This is a genomic window from Serratia sp. NA_112.1 (assembly GCF_052691715.1).
The window spans coordinates 228,576-244,794 of sequence record NZ_JBQZFO010000005.1 but is presented as its reverse complement, the minus strand read 5'-3'; the positions used below and the strand labels follow the sequence as shown (position 1 = coordinate 244,794).

Genomic DNA, 16,219 nt, shown 5'->3' with positions numbered 1-16,219 from the left:
GGGGTTTTTAACTTAGGTGGCAGGATTATGGGGCATCAAACAATGCGCTGCGGCCAGTCGCCGAAGAAAATACGCAGGTGACGTCGTGGGCACAGTCGGAAACTATCAGTAAATCACGTTTGGCGTGCGGCGCAATAAAGCGACGGTCGTAAGCGGCATAGGCGATAGCGCGCTGCAGTCGGTAGGGGCCTTGCGCCTGAGCTGCGCAAGATTTATCGAGTATTTTGTAAAAGGTACCGGGCGTGCTGCCGGTATCTTTCTCGCCTTCAAGATAGGTGATATCCGCCGTTGCATAGCGCTGGCGCACCCTTGCACGATTTTGCCCGAGAAAGACCGGAACCGCTTCAATGCCGTATTTCCAACGATCGACGTTCGGGCAGGTATCGTTCCTGATCTTAACCCAATCAAAGCTACAGTCGCCTTGTTGGTTACAGTCGCGCCAGTCGGCAGGGTGACCATTCTTTACCGGCTGCGGTCGTCGGCTATCGAAATAGAGCCAACTGCCGGGGGCGGCGATAACGTAACGCAGCTTCACGCCGGACGGCGGATGGGCGAACCCGATATAGTGCTGCACAAACTGTGCTCCGGCGGAAAAGCCGGCGATAGTAACCGACTGCACTGTTGGCCATTTTGTTTTCAGCTCGGCAAGCAGACTATCCAATGCAGTAAATGAGCTGGTATTTCCCTGGTTGTCCAGACCCCCTTCGAGCCAGGAACTGCAACTCCAAAGTGCGTCACCTGGCTGTGCGGGGGGCACTCCGGGGGAATGACAGTGTGCGGCCTGCGCATTGCTAACCGGAAACAGCGGGGCGACCAGCAGCCGGTGATCGGCTTTGGCTGTGCGCTGGGCCGCCGTTAAGGCAGCGAGCAGCGTTTTGCCTACATCTCTGGGGTGCCCGTGCAGTACGATTAACGCGCTGTATGGTGTGGGGCCATGAGATTTCGCCACGAAGTAAGGCAGCTCACCCGCTGAGTCAGCTAATTTGACCCGGTATGCATCAGCGATAGTGTTGAGTGAATTATCTGCGGCAAACATCGGATGAAACAACGCGGGAGCAAACGCCAAAACCGAGGCTAACAAAAATGTCGAAGTGGATTTCATTGGATGTCCGGCCGCGCGTTGTGCGTTATTTATCCATATTAGCGCATAAGACTCTTCCTGGTGCAGCATTCGCACGGCTTCATCTTTGATCCGTTTGGCTTTAACGCTAGACTCTGGAATAACTGAAAAGCAGAGGGTATGAGGAATGGAAGTCATTGAGGGGCGCGAGTTACAGGTTCCTGACGCAGTGTATGCCTACCAGCTCGATGGCAAGGGCGGTGTAACATCGATTGATTACGATGATAAAGCCACCTGCAATGAGCCTTGCTGGCTGCATCTCGATTATGCGCACCCTGCAAGCGCTGAATGGCTGGCCACCACACCGCTGCTGCCGGATGCGGTCAGAGAGGCGCTGTCCGGAGAGAGTTCACGGCCACGCGTCAGTAAGGTGGGCGATGGCACCATGATTACACTGCGCAGCATTAACTTTAACGCCAATTCGCGGCCGGATCAGCTGGTGACAATTCGTGTCTACATGACGGATAAACTGATCGTTTCCACCCGCCATCGCAAGGTTTATTCCATCGACCAGGTGGTGAACGATCTGCAAAGCGGCAGCGGGCCGACCAACAGCGGTAACTGGCTGGTGGAAATTTCGGATGCGTTGACCGATCACGCCAGCGAGTTTATCGAGGATCTGCATGACAAGATCATCGATCTGGAAGATTCGCTGTTGGAGCAGCAGGTTCCTGAACGCGGGCAACTGGCGCTGATCCGCAAACAGCTGATCGTACTGCGCCGCTATATGGCACCGCAGCGAGATGTATTCTCCCGGCTGGCTAGCGATCGTCTGCCCTGGATGAATGATGACGACCGTCGTCGCATGCAGGATATTGCCGATCGGTTAGGGCGCGGCCTGGATGATTTGGATGGCAGCATTGCCCGTACCGCGATCCTTTCTGACGAAATCACCACCGTAATGGCCGATGCCATGAACCGCCGCACCTACACCATGTCATTATTGGCGATGGTGTTTTTGCCGACGACCTTTTTGACCGGGTTGTTCGGCGTCAACCTGGGCGGTATTCCCGGCGGCGGTAATCCTTTTGGTTTTGCTACGTTTTGCCTGACGCTGACCGGATTGGTGTTTGGTCTGGGCTGGTGGCTGAAGAGACGCCGCTGGCTGTAGCCAAAAAAACGTTGATAACCCGGTTAACATTGAGCGATATCAACTTTTGCCGGGGGGAAATGGGGCATGATCTATCTCGCAGGTGAATGCAACGTCAAGCGATGGGCGTTGTGCTCCATAATTGTCTTACTTTCTTATATTTAGAATTACTGTATAGCATATTGATTCATACGATGCCGGTTTAATCACCGGCATTTTTTTGTCTGTAATTTGCCCCATCAGACTGCACTCTCATCCCAGAAACTGGCCTCGATCTTATGTCCGTCCAGATCCCGAACAAAGCAGCCATAATAGGCTTCGCCATAGTGTGGTCGTGAACCGGGGGCGCCTTCATCTGTCGCACCGGCCTGCAGCGCCTGACGGTAAAAATCATCGACCTGCTGTTTGCTGGTGGCGAAAAAACCCACGTGCACACCATTGCCGGTAGTGGCCGGTTTACCGTCGATTGGCGCCTGTAACCAGAACTCCGGATAGTCACGTCCATAGCCAATGGCACCAGGGTGTTCCAACACCCGTCGGCAACCTAATGCGGCAAGAGTGCGATCGTAGAAGTCGGCTGCGGCGTCAAAATGATTGCTGCCGAGCGAAACGTGAGACAAGCAAGGGGTGATGTTCATCGGTAATCTCCAGTGACTGTATAAAAACACAGTACAGGATAAAAACGGCACTGTCCGATGAATTCTGCTGAAATTGCGAGCGGGATCAAAAACTGATGAAGGGAAATTTCCGCCCACCACGTGTGGGCGGAATAACGAGTTACTTGATTTCGAGTACGTCCAAACGTACCGGGGCGGCGTCATCTGCATCCTCCGGTTGCCAGCCGATCGGCTGCATCGGAATATCTTCACGGTCAAAGGCCAGATCGCCACCGTCCACCACTTCGCTGCCGTGGTGAATTCCTTTGAAATCAAAAAGGTTGTAGTCGCTCAGGTGCGAAGGCACTACGTTTTGCATCGCGCTGAACATGGTTTCCAGACGGCCCGGGTAACGTTTATCCCAGTCGCGCAGCATGTCGCCAATGACCTGACGTTGCAGGTTAGGCTGCGAGCCGCACAGGTTGCACGGAATAATCGGGAAGCCTTTGGCAACCGAGAAACGCTCAATGTCTTTTTCACGGCAATAAGCCAGCGGGCGAATAACCACGTGTTTGCCATCGTCGCTCATCAGCTTGGGTGGCATGCCTTTCAGCTTGCCGCCGTAGAACATGTTGAGGAACAGCGTCTGCAGAATGTCATCACGGTGGTGACCAAGGGCAATTTTGGTAGCCCCCAGCTCGGTAGCGGTGCGGTAAAGGATACCGCGGCGCAGGCGTGAACACAGTGAGCAGGTGGTTTTACCCTCAGGGATCTTGTCCTTGACGATGCTGTAGGTGTTTTCCTCAACAATCTGGTATTCCACCCCCAGGCTTTCCAGATAGGCCGGCAGAATATGCTCGGGGAAACCGGGCTGTTTCTGATCGAGGTTGACCGCAACCAGCGAGAAATTGACCGGGGCGCTTTGCTGCAGGTTGCGCAAAATCTCCAGCATGGTGTAGCTGTCTTTGCCGCCGGACAGGCAAACCATGATGCGGTCGCCTTCCTCAATCATGTTGAAATCGGCGATCGCCTGGCCCACGTTACGACGCAGGCGCTTTTGCAATTTGTTCAGATTGTATTGCTCTTTTTGACTAACTGTTTGTTGTTCTGACATTTAAATCGTGCTCGTTCTCAATTGGGGGCACTATGGGCATAAAGTTTTAGGCAGCGAGTTTAGCATTCTATGGACTGCTTGGGTATTTCATCCATTCGCCCGGAGAGCAAAGGCGGTTTGTTTACCTCAGTACACGCGGGCACGCGGCAAATCTGCCACCCGCGTGGTGTAAGCAGGAGAGAGAAACTCACGTTTCATTGACCATGTCTGTTGGTTTCCTTGCCCGGCAAACCAGACCCCGGCATGCCTGGACTGATTGATTTTATCCAACGCGGCCATCAAGCGTTCGCTGTTGGGGCGTGGCTGATACTCATCGAACAGGTCTGGCTGAGCAACGCCTTGCGAGTAAAAGTCCTGCAGCATAATGCCGGCTTTTAGATAGCGGTGACCGGGTTGCCAAATCTTGTCAAGACATCGAGTCGCGGCGGCGATGATGTCGCGCGTATCCTGCGTTGGGGTACTGAGCCTGATGCTCGCGGTGTTGCCGTAATATTTTTCGTTGACCGAAAAGGGGCTGGTTTTAACCCATGCATTGATATTCCGACAATACTGATGTTCTGCACGCAGTTTCTCTGCCGCTCGGGATGCGTGCATACAGATCGCCTGATGCATATCCTGGTATTCAGTGACGCGTTCGCCAAATGATCTGCTGCAAATGATCTGCTGTTTGGTTGGGGCAAACTCCTCGAGTGACAAGCAGGGTTCACCACGCAGTTCACGCACTGTGCGCTCAATCACCACGCTGAAATGCTTGCGGATCATCGTGGTACTTGCGTCCGCCAGCTGCAGGGCGCTTTCGATCCCCATATTTTGCAGCTCTTTGGTTATGCGGCGTCCGATACCCCAGACTTCTGCCGCCGGTACTCTCTCCATTAATTTTCGCTGCCGCTCCTGGTTGGAAAGGTCAACCACGCCTTGGGTCTGACTCCATTTTTTCGCCGCGTAGTTCGCCAGCTTTGCCAGCGTCTTGGTCTGGGCAATACCGACGCCGACGGTGAGGCCAGTGCATTGTAAAACGCGGGCGCGAACCTGGTGCCCAAACGTGGCCAAATCGACACAGTTTTGTACCCCGGCAAGCTCAAGGAAGCTTTCGTCGATAGAGTAAATTTCGGTCCGGGGCGCCATTTCTTCGAGCACGGCCATCACTCGCATCGACATATCGGCGTACAGCTCGTAGTTGCTGCTGAATGCGATACCCCCGGCACGCTCAAAGCTGTGTTTTATCTTGAAATAGGGCGCGCCTGTTTTCAGGCCCAGGGCCTTCGCCTCTTTGCTCTGTGCCACCACGCAGCCGTCGTTGTTCGACAGCACAACTATCGGCCGACCACGCAGGTCCGGACGCCACAGCGTTTCACAACTTGCATAGAAGTTGTTTACATCGGCCAGGGCGTACATTATTTCAGCCTGGTGATGGTTGAAACCACCACGCCGACGATGTCCAATTCTGCACCATCATCCGAGAGTGGTATCGGCCTGAATGTCGGGTTCATCGGCTCAAGCTGTTTGACAGGACGAAGACACAGTCGCTTAACCGTGAACTCGCCTGCGATGCTGGCAATCACGATATCGCCGTGACAGGCACCAATGCTTCGATCGACCACCAGCATGGATCCATCGGTGATCCCGGCTTCGATCATGCTTTCACCTGAGGCGATCAGGAAGTAAGTTGCCGAAGGGTGGCTAATGCAGTACTCATTGAGGTCGATCCGCGCGTGTATGTAGTCTTGTGCGGGGCTGGGAAAGCCCGCCGGGACGTTATCGGCGTAAAGCGGAATGAACTGTTTCTCTGGGGTTGGCGTGGGGAAAAAGTGTTTCATGGCGCATTTCTCTTTACTGTTTTTATATACAGTATAATCGAGTTTTAGCCATTACAACCATAAAGAAAGTCAGGGGCGAGATGATCCACAGCTATCCCCTTGTTGGGCAAGATGATCCTCTCGGAAAATTTTTAGGGTGTGGTTTGCAGAGCCGAATGTAGCGGTGTTTTTACGCTCGGAAACGTTTTTTATCAGCCGGGAAACACAAAACCGGGCAGGATAATCTCAATCACCTCTGATGATAATGGGGAACCCGTTTGATGATCCGCATCTGCCTGCAGGCTGGCCTGTTGTTTTGCCTGACGTCGCTGGCCGCCGAGCGGAGGCAAGCATGACTATCTGAGCTTGGGGGCTTATTGGTGGCCGGATGCGAGCAAAGCCAACGGGCTGCCCTGGGTCCGCCGCGATGGACAGGTGAATCCGGCCAGTAAGAATGAGCAAAGTGACGATGTGCGTTTGGCGGAGTTCACCCAGTGGGTTCAGAGGCTGGCACTGGCGGGATATTTCTCCGGTCAACGGCGCTATAGCGATCGGGCGATGGAATTGATCCGTACCTGGTTTATTAACCCATCAACGCAGATGAATCCTAACCTCAACGACGCTCAGGGCATCCCGGGGCGCGAACCAGTCGCGCCCCGATGACTTACTCGGCGGAGGATTTTTCCCCTTTGCCGGCCAGCAGGCTGAGGAAGTCGTACTTCTCTTTCAGCTCTTTCTCTGCGGCCTGATACAGCGCGCTGGCCATCTCCGGCTGCTGTGAGTTCAGGCGGCGGAAGCGCTGTTCTTTCAGCAGCGTTTCGGTCAGGTTGCTGTTTGGCGGCCGGGAGTCCAGCGCCAGCGCAGGTTTGCCCTCATCGGTGCGGCGTGGATCGAAGCGGTACAGCGGCCAGAAACCGGTGGCGGTCAACTGCTTCATCTGGTCGTGACTGAGCGCCAGATCGTAACCGTGCTCTTCGCAGGGGCTGTAGGCGATAATCAGTGATGGACCCGGATAGGCCTCGGCTTCCTGAATCGCTTTCACCGTCTGATTGAGCTGGGCACCCAGCGAGATTTGCGCCACGTACACATGGCCGTACATCATCATGCTGACGCCCAGATCCTTACGCGCCTTGCGCTTGCCGTGTTCACCGAACTTGGTGACAGCGCCCAGCGGGGTAGCTTTCGACTGTTGGCCACCGGTGTTGGAGTAACATTGAGTATCCAGCACCAGTACGTTGACGTTCTCGGTCAGACTGAGGACGTGATCCAACCCACCAAACCCAATGTCGTAAGCCCAGCCATCGCCGCCAATCAGCCAGATGGACTTATCCACCAGATAATCGGCGTCGGTTGCCAGTTGGCGTGCATCGCTGCCTTCGATTTTTTCCAACAGGCCGCGCAGTTCAGCGATCTGCAGGCGGCGCGGTTCCGGTGCAATATCTTCCATTTTCAGGGCATTAACCAATGGTGTCGGCAACTGCGGTGCCAGCGTGTTCAACAGGCGTAATACGCGGCTGCGGTGTTGGTCGACAGTCAGGCGGAAGCCCAGACCGAATTCGGCGTTGTCCTCAAACAGCGAGTTGGCCCAGGCCGGGCCGCGCCCTTCGGCATTGGTGGTGTAAGGTGTGGTGGGCAGGTTGCCGCCGTAAATGGATGAGCAACCCGTGGCATTGGCAATCAGCAGCCGGTCGCCATAAAGCTGGGTCAACAGTTTGATATACGGCGTTTCGCCGCAGCCGGAACAGGCGCCGGAGTATTCGAACAACGGTGAAATCAACTGTGAGGTACGAATATCGATCCGCTCGAGCTGTGCCGGGTCGATCTCCGGCAGTTGCAGGAAGAAGTCGTAGTGCTCTTTTTCCACTGCCAGATGCTCCAGCCGTGGCGCCATGTTGATGGCCTTGATGTCCGGATCCTGGCGGTCTTTCGCCGGACACACCTCAACGCACAGGTTGCAACCGGTACAGTCTTCCGGCGCCACCTGCAGCACATATTTCTGACCGCGCATATCTCGCGCTTTTACATCCAGCGATTGCAGCGAGGCAGGGGCATGTTCCATCGCATCCGGCTGAACCACTTTGGCGCGAATGGCGGAATGCGGACAAGCGGCAACGCAGTGGTTGCACTGGGTGCACAGATCCGGCTGCCAGATGGGGACCGCTTCGGCGATATTGCGTTTTTCCCACTGAGTGGTGCCCACTGGCCAGGTGCCGTCCGGCGGGAAGGCGGACACTGGCAATGCATCGCCCAATCCGGCCAGCATCGTAGCGGTGACGGTTTTGACAAAGTCAGGCGCGGCGTCGGACACCACCGGCGGTCGCATTGGGCTGCTGTCGTCTATCGGCTGCAGTGGGATCTCAATCAGTGCATCGAGCGTAGCGGCCAGTGCCTGCCAGTTGCGTTCAACAATATCCTGCCCCTTGCTGCTGTAGCTGCGGGCAATGGCGTCTCGCAATTGCTGCAGGGCCACATCGCCCGGCAGGATCTGGGTCAGGTGGAAAAACGCCATCTGCATCACGGTATTGATGCGCGCGCCAAGTCGGCATTCACGCGCCAGTTTGGCGGCGTTGATGATGTAAAATCGTGCCTGGCGCTGTTGCAGCACCGCCTGCACTTCCTGCGGCAGTCGCGACCAGGCCTCTTCAGCACCGTACGGGGTATTGAGCAGGAAAATGCCGCCGGGTTTCAGGCGCTCCGCCATCTGGTAGGTATCGATAAACTGCAATTGGTGACAGCCGACAAAGTCAGCGCGACTGACCAGATAGGCCGAGTTAATCGGCTGCTCACTGACGCGCAGATGCGACACCGTCAGGCCACCGGCCTTTTTCGAGTCGTAGACAAAATAGCCCTGTGCGTACAGCGGCGTGCTGTTGCCGATGATTTTGATGTTGTTTTTGGTGGCGGAAACCGACCCGTCGCTGCCCAAACCGTAGAATAACGCCTCCAGTGAGGCACGCTGTGGGAGGGTCTCTTCACTGAGGGGCAGGGAAAGGCCGGTCACATCGTCAAAAATACCGACGGTAAAACGCGGACGCGGTTTGTCCAGCGTCAGTTCTTTAAATACCGCCAACGCGCAGTCTGGCCCAAATTCTTTTGAGGACAACCCATAACGGCCACCGATCACCTTTGGCATGCTGGCGCGTTCACCCCGGCTGAAGGCTTCGGCCAGCGCGGTCATCACGTCCAGATACAGCGGTTCCGCCAGCGCGCCTGGCTCCTTGGTGCGATCCAATACGGCGATTTTGGTTGCGCTTTCCGGCAGTACGCTGAGCAGGTGTTGCGCGGAAAATGGCCGGAACAGCCGTACTTTCAGCACACCGACTTTTTCGCCGCGAGTCAGCAGGGCGTCGATCGCTTCTTCGCAGGTCCCGATAGCGGACCCCATAAGGATCACTACGCGTTCGGCTTGCGGATGGCCATAATATTCAAAAGGCTGATATGCCCGGCCGGTGATCTGGGCAAACTTGTCCATCGCATCAATCACGTGCTGGCCGGCACCGTCGTACCAGGGATTGGTGGCTTCACGCGATTGGAAGTAGGTATCCGGGTTGGCGGAGGTACCGCGCACCACGGGATGGTCTGGCGACAACGCGCGGCTGCGGTGCGCATCAATTGCCTCCTGCGGTAGCATCTGGCGCAGGGCATCATCACTCAGCGGGACGATTTTGTTGATTTCATGCGAGGTGCGGAAACCATCAAAAAAGTGAATAAACGGCAGGCGACTGTTGAGGCTTGCCGTTTGAGAAATCAACGCAAAGTCCTGCGCTTCCTGCACGTTACTGGCGCACAGCATGGCGCAGCCGGTCTGGCGGACTGCCATCACGTCGGAATGGTCGCCGAAAATCGACAGCGCGTGCGTGGCGATGGTACGTGCGGCGACGTGCAGGACAAACGGCGTCAGTTCGCCGGCCAGTTTGTACAGCGTCGGGATCATCAACAGCAGGCCCTGCGACGAGGTAAATGAGGTCGACAGTGCGCCGGTTTGCAATGCACCGTGCACCGTGGCGATGGCACCGCCTTCCGACTGCATTTCCACCACCCGCGGTACGTCGCCCCAGATATTCTGACGGCCATCGCCGGACCAGGCATCGGCCTGTTCCGCCATGGTCGAACTGGGGGTAATCGGGTAGATGGCAATCACTTCGCTGGCGCGATAGGCGACGGAAGCGACTGCGTTATTACCATCTGTAGTAATCATCGACTTTACCTTTCATTGCTCAAAAAACCGCAAAAGTCATTTCTTGCAGTAATTAACAAAGTCTAGCAGAGGGATATATTGGCCCTTTATCGCATTTGTGTGGCGGTGGAAAAATCGACCAAAGTTACTGTAAATTGATATTTCCCGCATTAAAATCACGCCGCGAAGACGAATTGTCATGGTTGTTTAACGACAATTTATTTCCAGCGCGTCATACTGTCGAACAGGTGAACTTACGGAAGAAAAAAACGATGAGCGGATTTATGTATTTAACCATGGCGATTGTGGCGGAAGTGGTCGCCACCACCATGTTGAAAGCCTCTGAGGGCTTTACCCGCCTGTGGCCGTCGCTGGTGGTAGTGGTCGGTTACGCGGTCGCTTTTTGGGGACTGTCGCTGGTGGTTAAAACTATGCCTCTGGGCATTGTCTACGCTATTTGGTCAGGGATGGGCATTGTGCTGGTGTCCATTGCGGCAGTATTTGTTTATCAGCAAAAACTGGATCTACCGGCAGTTTTCGGGATGGGGTTAATTATTGCCGGCGTATTGGTGATTAATTTACTGTCGAAAACAGCGGCGCACTAATTGTTATTTTAAGGTAAAAATAGTCAGCGTGACATTCAGTGACGCTGGCTGAAAACCTCAGTGATAATAACTGAAAATAATGAATCAGGTATATTCATCCAGTAACAAAATCAACGCTATTTTTTTACTATTGTCTGACAATTCCCAGTCCGTCCATTGCTCCCAAACCCCTCCTTCAAACCTGTCATCGCTCTTGTCGCCCAGAGCGCTCGGTGGCTGCTCCTTGAACCGCGTGAAAGCCCCGGTGACCATAAGAATGATAACAGCGTGCAAATAAACGCCAAATAATTGCAGGAACATATTTTCATTATTTATATATCAGGCTAGATTAAATAGGTTTGCATCAAAGATAACAAAACGTGTCCGTATAAAGTGACGCGAGTTATACCCTTTGGATTTCGAGTTGGCCGCTCTAGCGCGTCCATGCGCTCGCGGCATTTGTACATCCCTGTACAGCACCGCTAGGCGACCAGCTTGCTCATCCCCAGGTGCTTACTTGAGTAAGCAACTGGGGTGAGTGAGTGCAGGTAACAACGCTGCGGCTTGAAAGACGACGGGTATATCGGCAATGGCGATTTTACACAGCGTAGTCCGGGTTCAGGAGTGGAATAATGACAACATCAAAATGGTTGCTGGCCGGTGCCGTATTGCTTTTGGCCGCATGCAGCAGCAAAAATGAAGAGCCAGTACAGCAGGGCAACAGTGCCAGAATCAATACCTTACAGACCAGCGCGAACTGCGCCAGCGTGGGCGGTATCACTACCGTGACGCACAATTTAAACGGCGAGGCGGTAAGAATGTGCCAAATGCCGAATGGCAAGCAATGCGAAGAATGGACTCTGGGTCAGGGGGCCTGTTCAACCGCCGGTTAAGCAGGAAAGCACACCAGGCCACCAGGGCCTGGTGTATCGGGGGTTACTGCACCCAGTCTCGCTGGGTATAGACCAGGACGTGGCCGCTGCCGCTCAGTGTTAATTGTTGAGCGCTAAGGGTGACTTTTGCCCCTTTGCCCAGCACGTCGCCAATCAGCCGATCCCACTGGTTGAGCTGCGGATCTGAGCAGAGCATGCGGGTCGAAGCCAGCCCTGGCACCGTCAACACGCCGTCCTGCAACTGGCCACCACCAAAGAAGTGGTTACACATGGCGCCGGAAACGTGCATTTTCTCACCGAACTCAAGGTTGGGCCCGTTACCGGGGCGTGATTTCACCGCCACGCCATCGACGCTCTGCAACGCAAAATTGTGATGCAACAGATCGCTTTCTGTCACCGTTTTACCGTTCTGGCTCATTCCACACCCCGCTAACATCAGCGCCGTTAACGCCACTGAGATGGACTTTTTCATCGGCTTTCCTTGTTAAAAATATCAGGTATTGAGCTGATTAGGGCAGTTCTCACCCTGTTCCAACTGGTGAAGGTTTTTCAACGTGGTTTCCGAGATGCTGGTCAGCGCCTCTTCGGTCAGGAAAGCCTGATGGCCGGTAAACAGCACGTTGTGGCAGGCTGACAGGCGGCGGAAGATATCGTCCTGGATCACGTCATTGGATTTGTCTTCAAAGAACAGGTCGCGTTCATTTTCATACACATCCATACCCAGTGCGCCGATTTTCTGCTGTTTCAAGGCATCAATCGCCGCCGAGGAGTCAATCAGGGCACCACGGCTGGTGTTGATAATCATCACGCCATTTTTCATCAGGGTGAATGCATCACTGTCCAGCAGATGGTGGTTTTCCGGCGTCAACGGGCAGTGCAGGGTGATCACGTCGGACTGGGCGTACAGCGTTTTCAGATCGACATATTCGGCACCCATCTCCAGTGCTTGCTCGCTTGGGTAGGGATCATAAGCCAATAGCTTCATGCCAAACCCTTTCAGGATCCGCATGGTGGCGATGCCAATTTTACCGGTGCCAATTACCCCGGCGGTGCGGTTATGCATATTGAAGCCGATTAACCCCTCGAGCGAAAAGTTGGCATCGCGGGTACGCTGATAGGCGCGGTGAATACGACGATTCAGGCACATCATCATACCCACGGCGTGTTCAGCGACCGCTTCCGGTGAATAGGCCGGTACGCGTACCACTTTGATGCCCAATTCTTTGGCGGCGTCCAGATCCACGTTATTGAAACCGGCACAGCGCAGAGCCAGGATTTCAACCCCCAGCGCCGCCAGTTCTTCAAGGACTTCACGGCTGCCGTCGTCATTAACGAAGATACAGATGGCTTTGCAACCGGCGGCGTTTTTGGCGGTTCTTTTACTGAGCAGGAAGTCGAAAAATTCCAGTTCGTAGCCAAACTGCTGATTCACCAGCTCGAGATATTTACGGTCATACTGTTTAGTGCTGTATATCGCCAATTTCATCGTGGTTTCTCCAGCGTCATTTTTGTGATCAATTTAACAGATTTTAGTAAATTCTACAATTGGTTAGCCGGTTTCGGTAACGCTAAAAAGGGGTAACGACTATCGCTCGAAGCGATATCAATTAAGGGTAGCTGGCGATGCCGGAGCATGGCGGATATTCGTGGTGGGCGGACTGGAAAGGTAATGGGGGGCAAGGCTCTCGACCAGAGCAAAAAAAATCCCCACGGGGGGGTGGGGAATGGCTTCTCTAGTATAGTTAGCTAGCAGCTGACTTTTGTTAGAATGCTTGCAAGACTATTAATGATCAAATGTAACGACAATAACAAAAGTCTGAAATAGGTCATATTCATGTGATGAATGTGTAACTAAAACTTACAGCATCCGCAACAATGGCTATAAAAGCCCCGGTACAAGGCATCTTCTTCGGTCTCAGCTTCACCCTATGTCAAATTCATGCCATCATTATTGCCAATTCAGGCATAGACTTAGCCTAAATGGCCTTTGGCCCGACTAAAGGGCGCCTAACTCAGGAATGAAGCAATCATTTAATGACTAAGCGATTGAAAGTATTCATAGGGATTGTGGTGAGTGTGCTGCTCCTGCTAGTGGCGCTGTGGCAAACTCTGCCGCGCTGGCTGCCGCGTGTGCTCTCGCACTGGTTACCGCAGGGCAGCCAGTTGGTTTTACAGGGCAAACTACAGTGGCGGCAAGGTGCTTTGCAGCTGGATGGCGCCCGCTTTTTAGCGCAAGACTGCCTGCTTGCCAGCGCCGGCCCAACCCGATTGGCTTATCAGCAGGGCCGCTGGCAACTGATCGGCGAAAAGTTGCATGTCGATACGGCCTGCCTATCAAAATTGCGTGCCGGTGAGGCTAACAGTGCCCCACTGGCGCTCGACCAATTGCAAAAACAACTGCCGCTGCTGGATATCACCATCAAGGATCTCTCGGTGCTGCCGTGGCAATTCTATGCCGGTAAACTGCAGATACACGCCACGCCAGAAGGCCAGAGCCTGCAATATCAAGGTCCCAACATCAGCGTTGACGCGCTGCTGGATCAACATCAGCAACTGACGCTGAACAGCCTGACGCTCAAGGCGCCAAACAGCCCGCAGCCGCTGCATCTGACCGGCAAGATTAGCATTCCGCTGGATTTGGACAGTATGCCGACGCAAGGCGCACTACAGGGTGAACTGCAGACCGCTTATCTGGAAAAACCTTTGCTGGTGGATATGCGCTGGCAACAGCAGCAGGGGGTGATGACGCTGACGGAAAAGGGGGCAGAGAAACCTTTGGCCACCTTGCCGTGGGAAATCAATTCGCAGCAGGTCAGTATCAAGCAGGGCGAGTGGCGCTGGCCCTACAGTCAGCAACCGCTTAACGGCGGATTGAGCATCGCGCTGCATGACTGGAGTAAAGGCTTTGATGAAGCCCAGATCAGTGCCCGTTTAAATGTGATCACCGACGGCCACAACGGCAAAGGCAACGCGGTGTTGACGCTGGGGCCGGGTAAGGTCGGGCTGATCGACAGCGACTTAAGCTTCCAACTGACCGGTCAGGCAAATATGACCGATTTTTCCATGACTGCTTCCATCCCAGGTATCATCAGCGGCACTATTCTTAACCCGACGCTGATGTTGCAGTCCGGGTCACTGCTGCGTTTGTGGGGCAATGCCACACCGGAAATGAAACTGGAAGAGGCGCGGTTGCCGCTGGCCGGCGTGAAGGTCACCGCGGGGGGGATTACTGGCCGCCTGCAGGCGATCATTAATGCCAGCGACAGTTACTGGGGCCGTTTTAAACTGCATCTGGACGGCAAGGCCCAGGATTTTTGGCCGGATCACGGTAACTGGCAATGGCGCTACTGGGGTAACGGCCAGTTGCCGCCGCTACAGGCTGCCTGGGACGTCGCCGGCAGCGGCAGTTGGCAGGACAGTACCTTGGTGCTCGATCGTCTCTCTACCGGCTTTGATCAGTTGAAGTACAGCATGGTGAGGGTAGACGCACCGCGCCTCAGCCTTAGCCAACCGCTGCGTTGGCAGCGTGACCAGCAGGCCCCGGCATTCAATGGTGAACTGCAACTGGTTTCCGGCAAGGTTAGCTTCACCAATGGGGGTTACCTGCCGGCGCCGGTGCTAGCGCTGCAGCTCAAGGGCAAGGCGCCGGACAGCTTCCAGTTACAGGGTAAACTGCAGGCGGAACAGATTGGGCCGATAGCGCTGTGGGGCCGCTGGGACGGTGAGCGTTTGCGCGGGGAAGGCTGGTGGCCGAAGCAGTCGCTGAAAGTGTTCCAACCCTTGATCTCACCCGATCTGAATATCAAACTGCGCGACGGCGAATTTTATGCCCAGTCGGCCTTCTCTGCTGCCCGGGAACAGGGCTTTGAAGCCGGTGGTCACTGGGTGGTGAAAAATGGCGGCATGTGGCTGAAAGACGGCGAGATGAGCGGCCTGGATTTTGTGATGTCCTACCGACTGAAAAATCATCTCTGGCAGTTGGGGGCCAAAAAGCCGGTGATGTTACGCATCAAATCGTTTAGCAACCTGTTTGAAATGCAGAATATTACCGCCGATTTGCAGGGGACTTACCCTTACAGCGAACAGGCACCGCTGACGCTGAGCAACGTTGGAATGGATGCATTAAACGGCCATATCAGCCTGTCGGCGCTGCGCATGCCACAGCATGACGCCGCCGTGTTGAAACTGGATAAAGTCGATCTCAGTGCCTTGTTTACCGCGCTGAAACCAAAACAGTTTGCCATGTCCGGGCGGGTGGATGGCGAACTGCCGTTGTATCTAAATCATCCCAAATGGCTGGTACGCAACGGTTGGATCGCCAACTCGGGCATGCTGACGCTGCGGCTGGACAAGGATATGGCCGATGCCATCGGCAGCAATAATCTGGCGACCGGCGCGGCGATCGACTGGCTGCGCTATATGGAGATTAACCGCTCGAAAGCCAGGGTTGATCTCGACAACCTCGGTGAGTTGACGCTAAAGGCGCGCATTGACGGGGTTAATCCGCAAAAAAGTGCCAAACGAGAAGTTATCCTGAACTATAGCCATCAGGAAAACGTGTTTCAGCTGTGGCGCAGTCTGCGCTTTGGCGACAATTTACAGGAGTGGCTGGAACAGGCCCTCTCAAAACCTGGGGAACAACCATGAAAATCATCAGCGGGCCATTGCTGGTCGCCGTGCTGGGCACGTTTTTGCTGAGCGGTTGCGTGCCGCGCATCGAGGTCGCAACGCCTAAAGATCCGATCACCATCAACATGAACGTGAAGATCGAGCATGAGATCCACATCAAGGTGGATAAGGACGTCGATAATCTGCTGAAAACCCAAAGCGGCCTTTTCTAGGAGCCAAC

Annotated in this window: 14 protein-coding genes and 1 pseudogene; 6 read left to right on the top strand and 9 right to left on the bottom strand. The window is 54.7% G+C overall.

Annotation, left to right across the window (positions count from 1 at the left end):
- Positions 1-25: 25 nt before the first annotated feature.
- Positions 26-1,102 (bottom strand): hypothetical protein, encoded by a 1,077-nt coding sequence (locus ACUTQ5_RS13360; RefSeq protein WP_445651646.1) that lies wholly within the window; start codon positions 1,100-1,102, stop codon positions 26-28.
- 145 nt (positions 1,103-1,247) lie between these two features.
- Between ACUTQ5_RS13360 and zntB the strand changes: the two genes are divergently transcribed.
- Positions 1,248-2,231 (top strand): zinc transporter ZntB, encoded by a 984-nt coding sequence (gene zntB / locus ACUTQ5_RS13355; protein ID WP_445651645.1) that lies wholly within the window; start codon positions 1,248-1,250, stop codon positions 2,229-2,231.
- A 218-nt stretch (positions 2,232-2,449) separates the two neighbouring features.
- Here the strand turns inward: zntB and ACUTQ5_RS13350 are convergent, their stop codons facing one another.
- The 4 genes from ACUTQ5_RS13350 to umuD form a co-directional block, all read right to left on the bottom strand.
- Entirely contained in the window at positions 2,450-2,848 is a 399-nt protein-coding gene (locus ACUTQ5_RS13350; RefSeq protein WP_445651644.1) for a VOC family protein, read from the bottom strand.
- A 139-nt stretch (positions 2,849-2,987) separates the two neighbouring features.
- A complete protein-coding gene (ttcA, locus tag ACUTQ5_RS13345; protein WP_012145335.1) occupies positions 2,988-3,920 on the bottom strand; it encodes a tRNA 2-thiocytidine(32) synthetase TtcA in 933 nt (310 codons plus the stop codon).
- Positions 3,921-4,046: 126 nt separating this feature from the next.
- Entirely contained in the window at positions 4,047-5,315 is a 1,269-nt protein-coding gene (gene umuC, locus ACUTQ5_RS13340; protein WP_445651643.1) for a translesion error-prone DNA polymerase V subunit UmuC, read from the bottom strand.
- Positions 5,315-5,737, bottom strand: a complete 423-nt coding sequence (gene umuD, locus ACUTQ5_RS13335; protein ID WP_445651642.1) for a translesion error-prone DNA polymerase V autoproteolytic subunit — start codon at positions 5,735-5,737, stop codon at positions 5,315-5,317. Before umuD ends, umuC begins: the two co-directional genes overlap by 1 nt.
- A 306-nt stretch (positions 5,738-6,043) precedes the next feature.
- On the opposite strand from umuD, the pseudogene ACUTQ5_RS13330 reads away from it, so the two are divergent.
- A pseudogene (locus ACUTQ5_RS13330) lies at positions 6,044-6,355 on the top strand (alginate lyase family protein); the annotation flags it as partial.
- A 25-nt stretch (positions 6,356-6,380) separates the two neighbouring features.
- Here the strand turns inward: ACUTQ5_RS13330 and nifJ are convergent.
- Positions 6,381-9,914: a pyruvate:ferredoxin (flavodoxin) oxidoreductase gene (nifJ, locus tag ACUTQ5_RS13325; protein ID WP_445651641.1), complete on the bottom strand. Its 3,534-nt coding sequence runs from the start codon at positions 9,912-9,914 to the stop codon at positions 6,381-6,383.
- A gap of 251 nt (positions 9,915-10,165) precedes the next feature.
- Here nifJ and ACUTQ5_RS13320 point away from each other — a divergent pair, with 251 nt between their 5' ends.
- Complete coding sequence (locus ACUTQ5_RS13320; protein WP_445651640.1) at positions 10,166-10,498, top strand: SMR family transporter; 333 nt, start codon at positions 10,166-10,168, stop codon at positions 10,496-10,498.
- 84 nt (positions 10,499-10,582) lie between these two features.
- Here ACUTQ5_RS13320 and ACUTQ5_RS13315 read toward each other — a convergent pair whose 3' ends face one another.
- Positions 10,583-10,798: a hypothetical protein gene (locus tag ACUTQ5_RS13315; RefSeq protein WP_445651639.1), complete on the bottom strand. Its 216-nt coding sequence runs from the start codon at positions 10,796-10,798 to the stop codon at positions 10,583-10,585.
- A 311-nt stretch (positions 10,799-11,109) separates the two neighbouring features.
- Between ACUTQ5_RS13315 and ACUTQ5_RS13310 the strand changes: the two genes are divergently transcribed.
- The gene (locus ACUTQ5_RS13310) at positions 11,110-11,370 is read left to right on the top strand and encodes a DUF333 domain-containing protein (RefSeq protein ID WP_445651638.1); all 261 of its coding nucleotides are present in this window, start codon (positions 11,110-11,112) and stop codon (positions 11,368-11,370) included.
- A 43-nt stretch (positions 11,371-11,413) separates the two neighbouring features.
- Here ACUTQ5_RS13310 and hslJ read toward each other — a convergent pair whose 3' ends face one another.
- Both hslJ and ACUTQ5_RS13300 read right to left on the bottom strand, forming a co-directional pair.
- Complete coding sequence (hslJ, locus tag ACUTQ5_RS13305; RefSeq protein ID WP_445651637.1) at positions 11,414-11,842, bottom strand: heat shock protein HslJ; 429 nt, start codon at positions 11,840-11,842, stop codon at positions 11,414-11,416.
- A 21-nt stretch (positions 11,843-11,863) separates the two neighbouring features.
- Positions 11,864-12,856 (bottom strand): 2-hydroxyacid dehydrogenase, encoded by a 993-nt coding sequence (locus ACUTQ5_RS13300; protein ID WP_445651636.1) that lies wholly within the window; start codon positions 12,854-12,856, stop codon positions 11,864-11,866.
- A gap of 548 nt (positions 12,857-13,404) precedes the next feature.
- Here ACUTQ5_RS13300 and ACUTQ5_RS13295 point away from each other — a divergent pair.
- Both ACUTQ5_RS13295 and ACUTQ5_RS13290 read left to right on the top strand, forming a co-directional pair.
- The gene (locus ACUTQ5_RS13295; RefSeq protein ID WP_445651635.1) at positions 13,405-16,017 is read left to right on the top strand and encodes a YdbH family protein; all 2,613 of its coding nucleotides are present in this window, start codon (positions 13,405-13,407) and stop codon (positions 16,015-16,017) included.
- On the top strand, positions 16,014-16,211 hold the full coding sequence (locus ACUTQ5_RS13290; protein WP_012145326.1) for a YnbE family lipoprotein: 198 nt from the start codon (positions 16,014-16,016) through the stop codon (positions 16,209-16,211). The genes ACUTQ5_RS13295 and ACUTQ5_RS13290 overlap by 4 nt, the downstream gene beginning before the upstream one ends.
- Positions 16,212-16,219: the final 8 nt, after the last annotated feature.

Bases quoted from the DNA above. Each gene is read 5' to 3' on its own strand.
- ACUTQ5_RS13295 (WP_445651635.1), top strand. From the start codon at position 13,405: ATGACTAAGCGATTGAAAGTATTCATAGGGATTGTGGTGAGTGTGCTG.
- ACUTQ5_RS13290 (WP_012145326.1), top strand. From the start codon at position 16,014: ATGAAAATCATCAGCGGGCCATTGCTGGTCGCCGTGCTGGGCACGTTT.
- nifJ (WP_445651641.1), bottom strand. From the start codon at position 9,914: ATGATTACTACAGATGGTAATAACGCAGTCGCTTCCGTCGCCTATCGC.
- hslJ (WP_445651637.1), bottom strand. From the start codon at position 11,842: ATGAAAAAGTCCATCTCAGTGGCGTTAACGGCGCTGATGTTAGCGGGG.
- ACUTQ5_RS13310 (WP_445651638.1), top strand. From the start codon at position 11,110: ATGACAACATCAAAATGGTTGCTGGCCGGTGCCGTATTGCTTTTGGCC.
- ACUTQ5_RS13300 (WP_445651636.1), bottom strand. From the start codon at position 12,856: ATGAAATTGGCGATATACAGCACTAAACAGTATGACCGTAAATATCTC.
- umuD (WP_445651642.1), bottom strand. From the start codon at position 5,737: ATGAAACACTTTTTCCCCACGCCAACCCCAGAGAAACAGTTCATTCCG.
- umuC (WP_445651643.1), bottom strand. From the start codon at position 5,315: ATGTACGCCCTGGCCGATGTAAACAACTTCTATGCAAGTTGTGAAACG.
- zntB (WP_445651645.1), top strand. From the start codon at position 1,248: ATGGAAGTCATTGAGGGGCGCGAGTTACAGGTTCCTGACGCAGTGTAT.
- ACUTQ5_RS13360 (WP_445651646.1), bottom strand. From the start codon at position 1,102: ATGAAATCCACTTCGACATTTTTGTTAGCCTCGGTTTTGGCGTTTGCT.
- ACUTQ5_RS13315 (WP_445651639.1), bottom strand. From the start codon at position 10,798: ATGTTCCTGCAATTATTTGGCGTTTATTTGCACGCTGTTATCATTCTT.
- ttcA (WP_012145335.1), bottom strand. From the start codon at position 3,920: ATGTCAGAACAACAAACAGTTAGTCAAAAAGAGCAATACAATCTGAAC.
- ACUTQ5_RS13350 (WP_445651644.1), bottom strand. From the start codon at position 2,848: ATGAACATCACCCCTTGCTTGTCTCACGTTTCGCTCGGCAGCAATCAT.
- ACUTQ5_RS13320 (WP_445651640.1), top strand. From the start codon at position 10,166: ATGAGCGGATTTATGTATTTAACCATGGCGATTGTGGCGGAAGTGGTC.